The 14,431-nt window shown below is 68.0% G+C and carries 14 protein-coding genes; 13 read left to right on the forward strand and 1 reads right to left on the reverse strand.

Annotated elements, in window-relative coordinates:
- Positions 1-51: 51 nt before the first annotated feature.
- Positions 52-774, reverse strand: coding sequence for a DUF599 domain-containing protein (locus tag ACE37J_RS21035; RefSeq protein ID WP_409715553.1), 723 nt, complete (start codon positions 772-774; stop codon positions 52-54).
- Positions 775-876: 102 nt separating this feature from the next.
- Between ACE37J_RS21035 and ACE37J_RS21040 the strand changes: the two genes are divergently transcribed.
- From ACE37J_RS21040 to ACE37J_RS21100, 13 genes are all read left to right on the forward strand, one after another.
- On the forward strand, positions 877-2,313 hold the full coding sequence (locus ACE37J_RS21040; protein WP_409715556.1) for an FAD-linked oxidase C-terminal domain-containing protein: 1,437 nt from the start codon (positions 877-879) through the stop codon (positions 2,311-2,313).
- Complete coding sequence (locus tag ACE37J_RS21045; protein WP_409715559.1) at positions 2,310-3,470, forward strand: FAD-binding protein; 1,161 nt, start codon at positions 2,310-2,312, stop codon at positions 3,468-3,470. The genes ACE37J_RS21040 and ACE37J_RS21045 overlap by 4 nt, the downstream gene beginning before the upstream one ends.
- Before the next feature lie 14 nt (positions 3,471-3,484).
- Complete coding sequence (locus ACE37J_RS21050) at positions 3,485-3,829, forward strand: hypothetical protein (RefSeq protein WP_409715562.1); 345 nt, start codon at positions 3,485-3,487, stop codon at positions 3,827-3,829.
- A gap of 10 nt (positions 3,830-3,839) precedes the next feature.
- Positions 3,840-5,126, forward strand: a complete 1,287-nt coding sequence (gene glcF / locus ACE37J_RS21055; protein ID WP_409715565.1) for a glycolate oxidase subunit GlcF — start codon at positions 3,840-3,842, stop codon at positions 5,124-5,126.
- On the forward strand, positions 5,120-5,806 hold the full coding sequence (locus ACE37J_RS21060; protein ID WP_409715568.1) for a trypsin-like serine peptidase: 687 nt from the start codon (positions 5,120-5,122) through the stop codon (positions 5,804-5,806). The genes glcF and ACE37J_RS21060 overlap by 7 nt, the downstream gene beginning before the upstream one ends.
- A gap of 295 nt (positions 5,807-6,101) precedes the next feature.
- Positions 6,102-6,584 carry an Hsp20 family protein gene (locus tag ACE37J_RS21065; protein WP_409715571.1) on the forward strand — a complete coding sequence of 161 codons (483 nt, stop codon included), beginning with the start codon at positions 6,102-6,104 and terminating at the stop codon, positions 6,582-6,584.
- A 224-nt stretch (positions 6,585-6,808) separates the two neighbouring features.
- Positions 6,809-8,773 carry an AMP-binding protein gene (locus ACE37J_RS21070; protein WP_409715574.1) on the forward strand — a complete coding sequence of 655 codons (1,965 nt, stop codon included), beginning with the start codon at positions 6,809-6,811 and terminating at the stop codon, positions 8,771-8,773.
- A 5-nt stretch (positions 8,774-8,778) separates the two neighbouring features.
- Positions 8,779-9,588, forward strand: a complete 810-nt coding sequence (locus tag ACE37J_RS21075) for an ABC transporter ATP-binding protein (RefSeq protein ID WP_409716052.1) — start codon at positions 8,779-8,781, stop codon at positions 9,586-9,588.
- On the forward strand, positions 9,581-10,105 hold the full coding sequence (locus ACE37J_RS21080) for a hypothetical protein (RefSeq protein ID WP_409715577.1): 525 nt from the start codon (positions 9,581-9,583) through the stop codon (positions 10,103-10,105). Before ACE37J_RS21075 ends, ACE37J_RS21080 begins: the two co-directional genes overlap by 8 nt.
- Positions 10,105-11,106 carry a branched-chain amino acid ABC transporter permease gene (locus ACE37J_RS21085; RefSeq protein ID WP_409715580.1) on the forward strand — a complete coding sequence of 334 codons (1,002 nt, stop codon included), beginning with the start codon at positions 10,105-10,107 and terminating at the stop codon, positions 11,104-11,106. Before ACE37J_RS21080 ends, ACE37J_RS21085 begins: the two co-directional genes overlap by 1 nt.
- A gap of 1 nt (position 11,107) precedes the next feature.
- Positions 11,108-12,184 carry a branched-chain amino acid ABC transporter permease gene (locus ACE37J_RS21090; protein WP_409715583.1) on the forward strand — a complete coding sequence of 359 codons (1,077 nt, stop codon included), beginning with the start codon at positions 11,108-11,110 and terminating at the stop codon, positions 12,182-12,184.
- A gap of 76 nt (positions 12,185-12,260) precedes the next feature.
- Positions 12,261-13,550 (forward strand): ABC transporter substrate-binding protein, encoded by a 1,290-nt coding sequence (locus ACE37J_RS21095; RefSeq protein ID WP_409715585.1) that lies wholly within the window; start codon positions 12,261-12,263, stop codon positions 13,548-13,550.
- A gap of 61 nt (positions 13,551-13,611) precedes the next feature.
- A complete protein-coding gene (locus tag ACE37J_RS21100; protein WP_409715588.1) occupies positions 13,612-14,430 on the forward strand; it encodes an ABC transporter ATP-binding protein in 819 nt (272 codons plus the stop codon).
- The last annotated feature ends 1 nt before the right edge of the window (position 14,431 follow it).

The following is a 14,431-nucleotide window of genomic DNA, read 5'->3' on the forward strand; positions in this document are numbered from 1 at the left end:
GCGCATTGTTCTTCGAGGCCCCGGCTCAGGGCCGGGGCCCTGCGAAAGGCCCTATCCCCGGAAGCTCCGGAAGCGGAGCGCCGCCCGCGTCTCGCTGCCGAATTCGCGGCGGAAGAGCATCGCGGCGACGAGAAGCGACGCGACCATGTAGGGGACGGGGCCGAGATACCAGGCCAGCGTCGCCAGCGCGAAATAGATCGCGCGCAGCCCCTCGTTGAAGTTGCGGGCGGCGATCCGGTTGATCGCGGCGCTGCGGGCGGCCTCGTTCTCGATCTCTTCCTCCGTATCCTCCGGCCGGTCCCCTGGCAGGGCGCCGAGGACAACAAGCCCGTAGCCGAAGACGCGAAGCGACCAGACGAACTTGAGGAAGGCGTAGACGAGGAAGGCGATGAGACAGAGCGTCTTCGCGAGCTGCGCCGGGCGGGAGGAATCCACTTCCCCCGCCACGCCCATGGCGACCGATTCGAGCAGCTCCATCTGCCCCAGCAGGGCGACCGCGCCGCCGATGGCGAACATCGTCATGGAGGCGAGGAAGCTCGCGCCGGAGCGGAGATGGCCGAGGAGCGCGACATCGCCGATCCGCACCTCCCGCCGCGCGGCGCGCCGCATCCATTGCAGCCGATAGGCCGAGACCATTTCCCCGGTCGAGCGCCAGCCGCGCGGGTGATGGGTCACCACCCATCCCGTCCCCCAGTGCAGGAACACGGCGAAGGCGAGCGCCGCCCAGTCGAGCGGGGAGAGGGCGTCAAGCCAGGCGGGGAGCGATCCGGTCATGGCCGGAGAGTGCTTCGGCGGCGGCCCGCGCGCAACGGGCGCCTTGCGGCGCGGCGCGGGGGCGCCATCATGGGCGGCGAAGCGAAGGAAGGAGCCTGAGCCATGCAGATGCCGGAACCCGAGGCGCGCATCCTTTCCCGCAAGGCGGAGATCGTGGCGCGGCTCGAAGCCGCGCTCTCCCCCGGCGCGGTGATCCATGCGGAGGAGGAGGTGCGCGTCTATGAATGCGACGCCCTGACCGCCTATCGCTGCCCGCCGCTCGCGGTGATCCTGCCGTCTTCCACAGCGGAGGTCGCCGCCGCGCTCCGGATCCTGCATGAGGAGCGCGTGCCGGTGGTGCCGCGCGGCTCCGGCACCTCGCTCGCGGGCGGGGCGTTGCCGACGGCGGATTCGGTGATCCTTGGCGTCGCGCGGATGAACAGGGTGCTGGAGACGGATTACGCCAACCGCTTCGTCCGGGTGGAGACGGGGCGCACCAACCTTTCCGTCACCGGGGCGGTGGAGGCGGAGGGGTTCTTCTACGCGCCCGACCCTTCGAGCCAGCTCGCCTGCGCCATCGCGGGCAACATCGCGATGAATTCGGGCGGAGCGCATTGCCTGAAATACGGGGTGACGACCAACAACCTCCTCGGCGTCACCATGGTGACGATGGAGGGCGAGGTGCTGGAGATCGGCGGGCCCGCGCTCGACGCGCCGGGGCTCGACCTTCTCGGCGTGATCTGCGGCTCGGAGGGGCAGCTTGGCGTCGTCACCGAGGCGACGCTCCGGATTCTGGCGAAGCCGGAGGGGGCGAGGCCGATCCTCCTCGGCTTTGACGCGAACGAGGTCGCGGGGGCCTGCGTCTCCGACATCATCCGGGCCGGAGTTCTGCCCGTCGCCATCGAGTTCATGGACCGGCCCTGCATCCGCGCCTGCGAGGATTTCGCCCATGCCGGCTATCCGGACGTGGAGGCGCTGCTCATCGTCGAGGTCGAGGGCTCGGAGGCGGAGATCGACGACCAGTTGGCGAAGATCCGGGAGATCGCGGCGCGGCATTCCCCGCGCGAGATGCGCGAGAGCCGCAGCGCCGAGGAGAGCGCGGCGATCTGGAAAGGCCGGAAGGCCGCCTTCGGCGCGATGGGGCAGATCAACGACTACATGTGCCTCGACGGGACGATCCCCGTCTCCGCGCTGCCGCTCGTCCTGCGGCGGATCTCGGAGATGAGCAAGGAGTTCGGGCTCGACGTCGCCAATGTCTTCCATGCGGGGGACGGGAACATGCACCCGCTGATTCTCTTCGACGCCAACAAGCCCGGCGACCTCGAATTGTGCGAGGCGTTCGGCGCGGAGATCCTGAAGCTCTGCGTCGAGGTCGGCGGCTGCCTCACGGGCGAGCACGGGGTGGGCGTGGAGAAGCGGGACCTGATGGAGCATCAATATGCAGCGGCGGATCTCGAGGCGCAGCTACGGGTGAAGGACGCGTTCGACCCGCGCTGGCTCCTTAACCCGGCGAAGGTGTTTCCGCTGCATGTGACGGCCGGGCGGAGGATGGCGGCTTGACGACTGCGCCCTACGCCGCCGCCGAATCTGCGCTCGCGGCGGAGATCGCCGCCGCGCATGAGGCTGGCGAGCCTGTCGAGATCGTCGGCGGCGGCACGCGCCGGGCGCTCGGGCGGCCGGTTCAGGCGTCGCGGGCCGTCTCCACGGCCCCGCTCTCGGGGATCGCGCTGCATGAGCCGGGCGCGCTGACGCTCGTCGCCGGGGCGGGGACGCCGCTTGCCGAGGTCGAGGCGGCGCTGGCGCGGGAAGGGCAGCGGCTCGCCTTCGAGCCGATGGACCATCGCGGGCTGCTCGGCTCCGCCGGGGAGCCGACGCTCGGCGCCGTCGCGGCGATGAACAATTCCGGGCCGCGGCGCATCCAGGCGGGGGCGGCGCGGGACGCGATGCTCGGCGTGCGGCTGATCGACGGGCGGGGCGAGGTCGTCTCCAATGGCGGGCGGGTGATGAAGAACGTCACCGGCTACGACCTCGTGAAGCTGATGGCGGGAAGCTGGGGGACGCTGGGGCTCCTGACAGAGATCGCCTTCAAGGTGCTGCCGATCCCGGAGGCGGAGGCGACGGTGGTCCTGAGCGGGCTGGACGATGCGCGGGCGGTCGAGGCGCTCTCCGCCGCGCTCGGCTCGCCTTACGATGTGACCGGGGCGGCGCATGGCGAGGGGCGGACGCTCGTCCGCGTCGAGGGTTTCGCGGCGCAGATCGCGCATCGCGGGCCGGCGCTGGCGCGGCTGCTCTCGCCCTTCGGCAAGGCCGAGATCGTGAGCGGGGAGGCGAGCGCGGCGCTCTGGCGCGGGGTGCGGGACGTGGCGGGGTTCCACGGGCTGGAGGGGGCCGTCTGGCGCGTCTCCGTCAAGCCTTCGGAGGGGCCGAAGCTGGTCTCGGCGCTGAAGGCGAAGGGGGAGTTCGCAGCGCTCTACGACTGGGGCGGCGGGCTCGTCTGGCTGCTGACGCCGGAGGAGGGCGACGCCGGCGCGGCGCTGATCCGTGCGGAGACGCGGGCGCGCGGCGGCCATGCGACGCTCGTGCGCGCCGCCGCGGCGACGCGCGCGGCGGTCGAGCCCTTCGAGCCGGCGGCGCCGGGGATCGCCGCGCTGGAGGCGCGGCTTCGGGCCGCCTTCGATCCGAAATCCGTCCTGAACCCGGGCCGGATGGGACCCTAAAGGAGAGAGCTTCGATGTTGCCGCAGGCCGCCCTGATCGCCCTCGCCTCCGCCGCCGCCTTCGGCGCGCTCACGCTCATGTCCGACCGCAAGCGCGGCGCGTTCCTGGCGCAGGTCGGGCTGGCCCTTGCCGCTTCGCTGGTCTTCGTGGCGATCATCGCGGACGGCCCCGTCCTCGGAGTCGAGCCCGAGGGCCTCGCGGCCTTCGCCGTCGGCCTGATCTCGGCGGCGGCTGCGGGGATGCTCTATCACCTCTATCTCGGCCGGTTCGAGCGGGTCTGGACGGCGAGGGGGGTGTTCTCCGCCGTCTATCTCGCCCTGTCGGCGATGTTCGGCCTCGTCTTCGCCTCCCTGATCTGAAAGCGCGGCCATGCAAACCTCCTTCACTGCCGAACAGCTCGAAGTTCCTGCGATCAAGCGGTCGAACCAGATCCTCCGGACCTGCGTCCATTGCGGGTTCTGCACGGCGACCTGCCCGACCTATCAGGTTCTGGGGGACGAGCTGGATTCCCCGCGCGGGCGCATCTACCTCATCAAGGACATGCTGGAGAAAGGGCGCCCGGCGGACGAGAAGACGGTGAAGCATATCGACCGCTGCCTCTCCTGCCTCGCCTGCATGAGCACCTGCCCTTCGGGCGTCCACTACATGCATCTTGTCGACCATGCCCGCGAATATATCGAGGAGACCTATCGCCGGCCGCTCGGCGACCGGGCGCTGCGCTGGCTGCTGGCGCGGATCCTGCCCTATCCGATGCGGTTCCGCTTCGCGATGCTGGGGGCGCGGTTCGCCAAGCCCTTCGCGTTCATGCTGCCGGGCAAGCTCCGCTCCATGGTCGCCTTCGCGCCCTCATCCATGCCGCCGCCGAGCCGGATGGAGGAGCCGCAGGTCCACAGGGCGGAGGGCGCGCGGCGGATGCGGGTCGCGCTGATGACGGGTTGCGCGCAGCGGGCGCTCAACACCGACATCAACGAGGCGACGATCCGGCTTCTCACCCGGCTCGGCTGCGATGTGGTGATCGCGGAGGGAGCGGGGTGCTGCGGCGCGCTCACGCATCACATGGGCAAGACGAAGGAGAGCCATGCGACGGCGGCGAAGAACATCGACGCCTGGGAAAGAGAGATGGCGGGGGAGGGGCTGGACGCGATCGTCATCAACACTTCGGGCTGCGGCACGACGGTGAAGGATTACGGGCACATGTTCCGGACGGACGGCGCCTATGCGGAGAAGGCGGCGAAGGTGGCGGGGCTGGCGAAGGATGTCTCGGAAGTGCTGGTGAAGCTCGCGCCGGAGCCGACGGGCGGGGCGCCGAAGCTGCGCGTCGCCTATCACGCGGCCTGCTCGCTCCAGCACGGGCAGCAGATCAAGGATCATCCGAAGACCCTCCTGCGGAAGATGGGGTTCGAGGTCGTGGAGCCGGCGGAGGGGCATCTCTGCTGCGGGTCGGCGGGGACCTACAACCTGATGCAGCCGGAGATCAGCGCGCAGCTCAAGGCGCGGAAGGCGGCGAACCTGGCGGCGACGAAGCCGGAGGTCATATCGGCGGGCAATATCGGCTGCATGATGCAGATCGGCTCGGCGATGGAGGTTCCCGTCGTCCATACGGTGGAGCTGATCGACTGGGCGACGGGCGGGCCGAAGCCGCCCAGCTTGTGCTGAGGGCGCTCGCGCTCCTTCTCCTGCTGCCGCTCGCCGCGGCGGCGGAGGGGCGGGCGATCCTGCCGGCGCATGAGCAGGCGGAGTGGAACGCGGCGGGGCGGCTCAATCTCGGCGGCGGGTTCTGTTCGGGGGCGCTGATCGCGCCCGATCTCGTCGTCACCGCCGCGCATTGCCTCTATGCGCCGCGGACGGGGGTGGAGCGGCGCCCCGAGCGGCTGACCTTCGTCGCGGGCTACCGGATGATGAAGCATCAGGGCTTCGCCAAGGGGGCGCGGTTCGCGATCCACCCCGACTACGTCTACGACCCCGAGGCGGGGATGGAGGAGATCGCCGCCGATCTCGCGCTCGTGCGGCTTGCGGAGCCGCTGGCCCCCGCGCCCTTCGGCCTCGCCCCGGGGATCGAGGAAGGGGACGAGGTGACGATCCTCTCCTATGCGCGGGACCGGCCGGAAATCCCCTCCCTGCAATCGCCCTGCGGCGTCCTCGCCCGGCGGGGCGCGGTGGCGGTGCTGGATTGCGACGTGACCTGGGGCGTCTCCGGCGCGCCGGTCTTCCGGCGGGTCGAGGGGGAGTGGCGCGTCGTCGCCGTCGTCTCCGCGATGGGGCGATGGCGGGGGGAGAAGGCGGCGTTCGCGGTGGCGCTCGACGCGGCGCTCGGGCCCGTTCTGGCGGCGGATTGAGGGCGGATTCGGAGGATTTCCATGGAAATCGACCTCGGAGCATTGATTTAAAAAGAAAAAAGTCGTGATCGATTGTTTCAGGCTTAGCGAGAGGCGGCTGCGCCCCCTCCCCATCCCTCTCCCCGGCGGGGAAGGGGAGCCGGTTGCGCGGGGCGTTGGCGGGGCTCTTGAAGCGGCGATTTCGCCTTCCTACTTCCCTTATGTCGGGCGCCCGGACGGGGCCCGGCGAAGACGTAGAGAGGCGCCGCCCGGCAGGGGGCGCCGCATCAGGATCGCTCCAAGGAGGACAACTGACATGCGCACGTTCGACCTTTCCCCGCTCTATCGCTCCACCGTCGGCTTCGACCGCTTCGCCAACCTGCTCGACCAGGTGCTGACTGCCGAGGGCGCGCAGCCCGCCTATCCGCCCTACAACATCGAGAAGACGGGCGAGAACGCCTATCGCATCTCGCTCGCCGTCGCCGGCTTTTCCATGGGCGACCTCGACATCGAGGCGCGCGAGGGCGTGCTGATCGTCAAGGGCGGCAAGGCGCAGGAGCAGGGCGAGAACGCCCCCGTATATCTCCACCGCGGCATCGCGGAGCGGAGCTTCGAGCGCCGCTTCCAGCTTGCCGACCATGTCCGCGCCACGGGCGCGACGATGGAGAACGGGCTTCTCCATATCGACCTCGTCCACGAGGTGCCGGAGGCGCTGAAGCCGCGGAAGATCGAGATCGGCGGGATGAAGACCATCGAGGGCCGCCGCGGAAACGGGGGCAAGGCCCGCGCCGACGCCTGACCCTGCGCCGCAAGGCCAATGATTCTGCGCGCGCCGGGCGACCGGCGCGCGTTTCGCGTTACGGGCGGCGCAATGCAGGCTCTTGTTCCGCAACGCTTCCTCCGGAATCTCGAAATTCCTGCCCTCCGGCGCTTGACCGCGGCAAGAATGCTGCGCACTTTCCGCCCGCTCTGACATAAAATGACAGAGGGCCCGCAACGACGGGCGAACAGGGAGGGTTCAGTTTGGGCGACCATGTCGCGCCGCCGGAGGCGCTCGATACGCTGCCGAAAATCCTCGACTGGAACGCGACCGCGCGGGCCGGCCTTCCCGCGAGCCGCGAGAAGGCGTTCGGCATCTGGCAGAGCTCCACCTGGGCCGAGGTCCGGGAGGAGGCGCGCGCCTTCGCGCTCGGCCTCCTCAATCTCGGCCTCGCGCCCGGGGACAGGGTGGCGATCGTCGGGGAGAACCGGCCGCGCCTCTACTGGGCGATGGCGGCGGCGCAGATGTGCGGCGCGGTGCCCGTGCCCGTCTATCAGGACAGCGTGGCCGAGGAGATGCAGTATGTGCTCGACCATGCCGGCGCCCGCTTCGCCGTGGTCGAGAACCAGGAGCAGGTGGACAAGCTCCTTTCGGTGAAGGACCGGCTGCCCGCGCTCGAACGGATGATCTATGTCGAGCCGCGCGGGCTCCGGCGCTATGACCATGACCGGCTCCACGCCTTCGGCGAGGTGCAGGCGCGCGGCCGCGCGGGGGCGGACCGGGCGGAGGAGCTCGACGCGCTGATCGCCTCGGCCAGGGGCGCCGACACCTGCGTTATGCTCTATACCTCCGGCACGACGGGCAAGCCCAAGGGCGTGGTGCTGAGCCATGACAACATCCTCTCCGCCGCCCGCTCCTCCTCCGTCTTCGACGATCTTTGCGCCACGGACAGCGTGCTGGCCTATCTGCCGATGGCCTGGGTGGGGGATTTCATCTTCTCGATGGGGCAGGCCTATGTCTGCGGCTTCTCCGTCGCCTGCCCGGAGAGCGCGGAGACGATGCTCTCGGACCTGAAGGAGATCGGGCCGACCTATTTCTTCGCGCCGCCGCGGGTGTTCGAAAACCTGCTCACGAGCGTGATGATCCGGATGGAGGATGCGGGCGCTCTGAAGAAGCGGCTCTTCCGCGTCTTCATGGACCATGCGAAGCGCGTCGGCCCCGACATCCTCGACGGGAAGCCGGTGGGACTCATGGACCGGCTGAAATACCGGCTCGGCGATCTCCTCGTCTATGGCCCGCTGAAGAACACGCTCGGCATGTCCCGCGTCCGGCTCGGCTATACGGCGGGGGAGGCGATCGGGCCCGAGATATTCCAGTTCTACCGCGCGCTCGGCGTGAACCTGAAGCAGCTCTACGGGCAGACGGAAGCCTCCGTCTTCATCACCATGCAGCCGAACGGGCAGGTGCGCGCGGACACGGTCGGCGTGCCCTCGCCCGGCGTGGAGCTGCGGATCGACGAGAAGGGGGAGGTCTGGTACCGCTCCCCCGGCGTTTTCGTCGAATACTACAAGCAGCCGGAAAAGACCGCCGAGACGAAGGACCCGGAGGGCTGGGTCGCCACCGGCGACGCCGGCTTCATCGAGGAGGGGACGGGCCACCTCCGCATCATCGACCGCGCGAAGGACGTGGGGAAGATGGCGGACGGCTCGCTCTTCGCGCCCAAGTTCATCGAGAACAAGCTGAAGTTCTTCCCCGACATCCTCGAGGCGGTGGTGTTCGGCGCGGGGCGGGAGATGTGCTGCGCCTTCGTCAACATCGACCTCGGCTCCGTCGGCAACTGGGCGGAGCGGAACAACATCGCCTACGCCTCCTATACCGAGCTGGCGCAGCATCCGCGCGTCTACGAGACGATCCGGGCGCATGTGGAGGCGGTGAACCGCTCGCTGGCGGAGGACCCGATGCTGGCGGGCGGGCAGATCCACCGTTTCGTCGTGCTCCACAAGCAGCTCGACGCCGATGACGGCGAGCTGACGCGGACGCAGAAGGTGCGGCGGAGCATCATCGCGGAGCGCTATGCGCCGATCATCGAGGCGCTCTATTCCGGGGCGAAGGAGATCTTCGCCGAAACCGAAGTGACCTATGAGGACGGGCGGAAGGGCAAGATCAGCGCGACGCTGAAGATCGAGGATGCGGCGGTCGTTCCCGCCCAGCGGAGGGCGGCGGCGTGAAGGACATGGGGCAGGGCTTCGTGACGCCGGACGGGCGGCGGATCGGCGGGCCGGTGATGGAGGTGAAGAACATCACCCTCCGCTTCGGCGGCGTCACCGCGCTTTCCGACATCTCCTTCGACATCCGCGAGGGCGAGGTGCGGGCGATCATCGGGCCGAACGGCGCCGGCAAATCCTCCATGCTCAACGTCATCAACGGGTTCTATCACCCGCAGGAAGGCGAGGTCTGGTTCCGGGGCGCGAAGCGCGGGCCGATGAAGCCGCACCAGATCGCGCATCAGGGCATCGCCCGCACCTTCCAGAACATCGCGCTCTTCAAGGGCATGTCGACGCTGGACAACATCATGTCCGGCCGGCTCACGAAGATGAAGGCCTCGATGTTCGCCCAGGCCTACTGGTTCGGCGCGGCGGAGCGGGAGGAGACGGAGCATCGCGAGGCGGTGGAGCGGATCATCGACTTCCTGGAGATCCAGGCGATCCGCAAGACGCCGGTGGGGCGGCTGCCCTACGGCCTCCAGAAGCGGGTGGAGCTGGGGCGCGCGCTGGCGGCGGAGCCCTCGCTCCTCCTCCTCGACGAGCCGATGGCGGGCATGAACGTGGAGGAGAAAGAGGACATGAGCCGCTTCATCCTCGACGTGAACGACGAGTTCGGAACGACCATCGCGCTCATCGAGCACGACATGGGCGTGGTTATGGACATTTCCGACCGCGTGGTGGTGCTCGACTATGGCCGCAAGATCGGGGACGGGCCGCCGGACGAGGTGCGGAACGACCAGGCGGTGATCGACGCCTATCTCGGGGTGCCGCATGAATAGGGCGCTCGCCGCCGCGCTCGCGGTCTCTTTCGCGGCGGCGCCGGCCGCGGCGTCCGACGATGTTGCGGAGCGGTTCGTCAGCTGGTTCCAGGAGCGCTGCGCCCGGCCGATCCAGCAGGGCGCGGCGCCTGACGTCTCCTTGCTCGTCTCCGCGGGAGCCGAGGTGATCCAGCGCTATCCCACCGTGCCGGATTACGCCGATCTCGAAGGGCGGAGCCTCTCCTACTGGGTCTCCCGCGACGATCTGGCGGGGGAGATCGTCATCGTCGTCGAACACACGCCGAAGAGCGAGCGCTGCGCCGTCGTCACCCGCGCGTTCACCGCCGAGCGCTTCGCGCGGCTGATGAAGGAGACCTATCCCGATTATGTGGGGCAGTCCTCCGACGAGGCGGTGATCAACGCCCGCGCCTTCCTCGAAGACCCGAGCGGGCAGGGCCGCAGCCTCGTCTATTCCTCCTACCATGACGCCCAGCACGGGGTTTCCGCCGGGGTCGTCTCCATGAGCGAGGCCGAGTGATGGATCCCGTCGTTCTCAACACCCTGGAAGTGATCCTGAACGGGCTGATGGCCGGGGTGATGTATTCGCTCGTCGCGCTCGGCTTCGTGCTGATCTTCAAGTCCTCCGGCATCTTCAACTATGCGCAGGGCGTCATGGCGCTCTTCGCGGCGCTGACGCTGGTGGGGTTGCAGACGGGGCAGGTGCCCTTCGCGCATCTCATCAACGCGATCTTCGGGACGCAGCTGCATCATTTCGGCTGGGAGCTGCCCTCGATCCTCGCCATTCTCGGCTCGATGGCGGTGATGATCCTCTTCGCCTTCCTCGTCGAGCGCTACATCCTCAAGCATCTGGTGAACCAGGAGCCGATCATCCTCTTCATGGCGACGATCGGCCTCGCCTTCTTCATGGAGGGGTTCGGGGACCTGATGTGGGGCGCCGATATCAAGAAGCTCGATGTCGGCCTGCCGCAGGGCGGCTCCTTCTGGCTCGAAGAGCAGACGATGGGCTGGGCCTCGGAGGGCTCCGAGTATTACGGCATGTATATCGACGTGCTGGACGTCTGGGCGACGATGATCGCCGTGGCGCTGGTGATCGCGCTCACGCTCTTCTCGCAATACACCAAGACGGGCCGTGCGCTCCGCGCGGTGGCGGACGACCATCAGGCGGCGCTTTCCGTCGGCATCTCGCTCCGCGCGATCTGGGTGATCGTCTGGGCCATTGCGGGGTTCGTGGCGCTGGTGGCGGGGATCATGTGGGGCGCGAAGCTCGGCGTGCAGTTCTCCCTATCGCTCATCGCGCTGAAGGCGCTGCCGGTGCTGATGCTCGGCGGCTTCACCTCGATCCCCGGCGCCATCGTCGGCGGGCTCATCATCGGCGTGGGGGAGAAGCTCTTCGAGTTCTCCATCGGCCCGATGATCGGCGGCGCGACGGAGAACTGGTTCGCCTACATGCTGGCGCTCCTCTTCCTCGTCTTCCGCCCGCAGGGGCTCTTCGGCGACAAGATCATCGAGAGGGTGTAAGATGTTCTACCGCGAGGCCGGAGACTTCAAGACGTCCTACCCGGCGGACGCCGCGACCTTCCCCATCGCCTTCGACCGCTGGCGCTATTTCCTCGTCATAGGCTTCGCCTTCCTCGTCGTGCCGTTCATCATCAACGACTACTGGGAAAAGGCGATCCTGCTGCCGTTCCTGATCTATGCGCTGGCGGCGATCGGGCTCAACATCCTGACGGGGTATTGCGGGCAGGTCTCCCTCGGCACGGGCGGGTTCATGGCCTGCGGGGCCTTCGCCTGCTACAAGCTGATGACGGCCTTTCCCGACCTCAACATCTTCTTCATCATCCTGCTTTCGGGCGGGATCACGGCCTGCGTGGGGCTGCTCTTCGGCCTCCCCTCGCTCCGCATCAAGGGCTTCTACCTCGCGGTGGCGACGCTGGCGGCGCAGTTCTTCCTCGTCTGGCTCTTCAACAAGGTGCCGTGGTTCTACAACTATTCCGCCACGGGGCAGATCACGGCGCCGGAGCGGACGATCTTCGGGATTGCGGTGACGGGGCCGGAAAGCCCGGCCTGGGCGACCTATCTCTTCTGCCTCGTCTTCGTCTTCGTCTTCGCCTGGGTGGCGCGGAACCTGACGCGGGGGCGGAACGGGCGGGAATGGATGGCGATCCGCGACATGGACATCGCGGCGGAGATCATCGGCGTAAACCCCTTGAAGGCGAAGCTGACGGCCTTCGCCGTCTCCTCCTTCTATGTCGGGCTCGCGGGCGCGCTCTTCTTCTCCGTCTATCTCGGCGCGGCGGAGGTGGGCGAGGCGTTCAACATCGACAAGTCCTTCCTCGTCCTCTTCATGATCATCATCGGGGGGCTCGGCTCGATCTTCGGCTCGTTCGTCGGCGCCGCGTTCATGGTGCTGCTGCCGGTGCTGCTGAAGAACCTTCTGGTCGGCTCGCTCGGCTGGCCGGCTGACCTTGCGCAGCATGTGCAACTTCTGGTCGTCGGCCTGCTGATCGTCGGCTTCCTCATCGTGGAGCCGCACGGGCTGGCGCAGCTCTGGCGGCTCGCCAAAGAAAAACTTCGGCTCTGGCCCTTCCCGCACTAGGATGGCCGGACCGCGAGACTCCGGGGCAGCCGGGGCAGGACTTCAAGACGTGAACCCTCAGGGAGGACTGACCAAGATGAAAACGGGCGCTTTCACCGCGATGGCGGCGGCGACGATGCTGGCGGCCGCGCCGGCTCTCGCCGACCTCGTCATCCCGACACTGAACTACCGGACCGGGCCCTACGCCCCGAACGGCATTCCCTATGCGGACGGCTTCTCCGACTACCTGAAGCTCGTCAACGCGCGCGACGGCGGCGTGGGCGGCGTGCCGATCGTCGAGCGGGAATGCGAGACGGCCTACAACACGGAGAAGGGCGTCGAGTGCTATGAGGCGCTGAAGGGCGAGGGCTCGCTCGTCTTCATCCCGCAGTCCACCGGCATCACCTACCAGCTGATCCCCAAGGCGACGGTGGACCAGATCCCCGTCCATTCCATCGGCTACGGCCGCACCTCCGCCGCCAACGGCAAGGTCTTCGAATGGGTGTTCAACTATCCCGGCACCTATTGGGACGCGGCCTCGATCATCGTGAAATATGCGATGGACCAGTCCGGCGGCTCCCTCGAGGGCAAGAAGATCACGCTGGTCTATCACAACAGCGCCTATGGCAAGGAGCCGATCCGGACGCTGGAGGACCTCGCGAAGAAGCACGGCTACCAGCTGACGCTGATCGCGGTGGACCATCCGGGGCAGGAGCAGAAATCCCAGTGGCTCCAGATCCGGCGCGAGCGGCCCGATTTCGTGTTCATGTGGGGCTGGGGCGTGATGAACCAGGTCGCCGTGCAGGAGGCCGCGAACATCAAGTTCCCGATGGAGAATTTCATCGGCGTCTGGTGGTCCGGCGCGGAGACGGACGTGCTGCCCGCGGGCGACGGCGCGAACGGCTACAAGGCGATCACCTGGCACAGCCCGGGGAGCGACTTCCCGATCTATGCGGACCTCAAGACCCATGTCTACGACAAGGGGAACGCCGCCGGCGACGGCACGAAGGCGGGCGAAGTGCTCTACAACCGCGGCCTCTATGCGGCGATCGTGACGGTCGAGGCGATCCGCAAGGCGCAGGAGATCCACGGCGTCGCGCAGATCACCCCGGCGATGATGCGGGACGGGATGGAGAACCTCTCGATCTCTGCGGAACGCTGGGCCGAGCTCGGCTTCCCGAACTTCACCGCGCCGATCGCGATCTCCTGTGCGGACCATGGCGCGCCGGGCCTCGGCGCGATCCAGCAATGGGACGCGGCGGCGAAGACCTGGACGATCGTCTCGGACTACTACACGCCGGACGAGGAGGTGGTGCAGCCGCTGATCGAGGCGGACAGCATGGCCTACGCCTCCGAGAACAACATCACGCCGCGCACCTGCGAGTGACCTGACCGCGCCCCCGGCCCCGATGCGGGCCGGGGGCGACCCATGCCACAGGATTTCCCCGATGCTCGACGGCGCCAAGACCGAAACCCTGCTCGACGTCTCGAATATCGAGGTGATCTACAACCACGTCATCCTCGTGCTGAAGGGCGTCAGCCTTTCCGTGCCGAAGGGCGGGATCGTCGCGCTGCTCGGCGGCAACGGCGCGGGCAAGACGACGACGCTGAAGGCGATCTCCAACCTGCTCCATTCGGAGCGGGGTGAGGTGACAAAGGGGCGCATCCTCTACAAGGGCGAGCCCATCGCGGACCTCAACCCCTCCACGCTCGTGAAAATGGGCGTGATCCAGGTGATGGAGGGGCGGCACTGCTTCCAGCATCTCACGGTGGAGGAAAACCTCCTCACCGGCGCCTATACGCGCAAGAGCGCGAAGGAGACGGCGGAAGACCTGGAGCTTGTCTATACCTATTTCCCGCGGCTCAAGGAGCGGCGGAAGAGCCAGGCGGGCTATACGTCAGGCGGCGAGCAGCAGATGTGCGCCATCGGCCGCGCGCTGATGAGCCGGCCGGAGACGATCCTCCTCGACGAGCCCTCGATGGGCCTCGCGCCGCAGCTGGTGGAGCAGATCTTCGAGATCGTGAAGCGGCTGAACGAGGAGCAGGGGGTGACGTTCCTCCTCGCGGAGCAGAACACCAACGTGGCGCTCCGCTACGCGCATTACGGGTATATTCTGGAGTCCGGCCGGGTGGTGATGGACGGGCCCGCGAAGGACCTGCGGGAGAACCCGGACGTGAAGGAATTCTATCTCGGGATGTCCGACAAGGGGCGGAAGAGTTTCCGGGATACGCGGTCTTATCGGCGGCGGAAGCGCTGGTTGAGCTGAG

Origin of the sequence: Pikeienuella sp. (genome assembly GCF_046290545.1) — a bacterium.
Lineage (GTDB): Bacteria > Pseudomonadota > Alphaproteobacteria > Rhodobacterales > Rhodobacteraceae > Pikeienuella.

Coding starts and splice junctions, on each gene's coding strand:
- ACE37J_RS21080 (WP_409715577.1), top strand. CDS start 9,581: ATGAATAGGGCGCTCGCCGCCGCGCTCGCGGTCTCTTTCGCGGCGGCG.
- ACE37J_RS21085 (WP_409715580.1), top strand. CDS start 10,105: ATGGATCCCGTCGTTCTCAACACCCTGGAAGTGATCCTGAACGGGCTG.
- ACE37J_RS21075 (WP_409716052.1), top strand. CDS start 8,779: ATGGGGCAGGGCTTCGTGACGCCGGACGGGCGGCGGATCGGCGGGCCG.
- ACE37J_RS21090 (WP_409715583.1), top strand. CDS start 11,108: ATGTTCTACCGCGAGGCCGGAGACTTCAAGACGTCCTACCCGGCGGAC.
- ACE37J_RS21100 (WP_409715588.1), top strand. CDS start 13,612: ATGCTCGACGGCGCCAAGACCGAAACCCTGCTCGACGTCTCGAATATC.
- ACE37J_RS21065 (WP_409715571.1), top strand. CDS start 6,102: ATGCGCACGTTCGACCTTTCCCCGCTCTATCGCTCCACCGTCGGCTTC.
- ACE37J_RS21095 (WP_409715585.1), top strand. CDS start 12,261: ATGAAAACGGGCGCTTTCACCGCGATGGCGGCGGCGACGATGCTGGCG.
- ACE37J_RS21050 (WP_409715562.1), top strand. CDS start 3,485: ATGTTGCCGCAGGCCGCCCTGATCGCCCTCGCCTCCGCCGCCGCCTTC.
- glcF (WP_409715565.1), top strand. CDS start 3,840: ATGCAAACCTCCTTCACTGCCGAACAGCTCGAAGTTCCTGCGATCAAG.
- ACE37J_RS21040 (WP_409715556.1), top strand. CDS start 877: ATGCAGATGCCGGAACCCGAGGCGCGCATCCTTTCCCGCAAGGCGGAG.
- ACE37J_RS21035 (WP_409715553.1), bottom strand. CDS start 774: ATGACCGGATCGCTCCCCGCCTGGCTTGACGCCCTCTCCCCGCTCGAC.